This is a genomic window from Psychrobacter sp. 1U2 (genome assembly GCF_051847575.1).
Window position 1 is genome coordinate 1 of sequence record NZ_JBPYDC010000474.1, and the last position, 1,041, is coordinate 1,041.

At 41.2% G+C, this 1,041-nt stretch carries 1 protein-coding gene; it reads left to right on the plus strand.

Going from position 1 to position 1,041, the window contains the following annotated elements; translation table 11 throughout:
- A partial coding sequence (locus ACS8FD_RS16670) for a S16 family serine protease (RefSeq protein WP_439276661.1) occupies positions 1-522 on the plus strand: 522 nt, incomplete at its 5' end.
- Between the last annotated feature and the right edge of the window lie 519 nt (positions 523-1,041).

Here is a 1,041-nt window from a genome sequence, read left to right on the forward strand (position 1 = left end):
GAGCTTAGCTTCACTGGCTCACTAGGTGATGTGATGAAAGAGTCGATTCGCGCTGCTATGAGTGTCGTTCGTGCTCGCGGTGATAGCTTAGGTATTGACTATGAGACTGTCAAAACCACTGACGTTCATGTACATATGCCAGAGGGTGCGACACCAAAAGATGGTCCATCTGCTGGTGGTGCGTTAACGACCGCCCTAGTCTCTGCCTTAACTGGTATTGCCATTCGTCCAGATATTGCGATGACAGGTGAGATTACACTGCGCGGTAAAATCTTGCGCATTGGTGGTCTTAAAGAAAAGCTGCTCGCAGCCCATCGCGGCGGTATCAAGCACGTATTGATTCCAGCGAGTAACGAGCGCGACTTGGCTGATATCCCTGATAACGTCAAAGAAGGCTTAACCATTCAGCCTGTAGCGACAATTGATGAGATATTAAAGGTCGCTCTGGTCAGTATGCCAACGCCACTAAAACCTGCAAAAGTGACCGTTGATAAAACGGCAGGTAAAGCGCTGCACAATTAAGCTGTGAAGTTATAAATAGTCAATAAATGCAAAAAGACCGTAATATCAATTACGGTCTTTTTTTATGTTTCTTTTCTACTTAGCTAAGCCTACTTATTCTCTTTGATACTACTGTAATGACCGTAGCTTATATTTTTTATTCTTACTTCATGTTCTCATTTTTCAAACCCATACGTTATTTACATTTATTAACCGATTGTTGCGCTTATGGTGAATAACTATGACGAATGTTTGTCTATACTGACTGTGATGTCTGTAAGTAGTACAGAGCGAACAGTACAGAACAAACCTATATAGATAGTAGGCTTAACTATCAATAAAAACGTTCAATAACCGAATAAAATGGAGAAAACAATGAAAAAGACGATGCTTGCAAGTGTTTTATTATGTGGTTCAGCGTTAGCAATGACAGGTTGCCAAACAGTACAAGATCAGCTCCAAACAGGTAATCCGTTTAGTCAACCTGCTCTAAAATCAACGATTAAAACGGTTGATGGTAATAAGGAAGTTGGTCAAGTG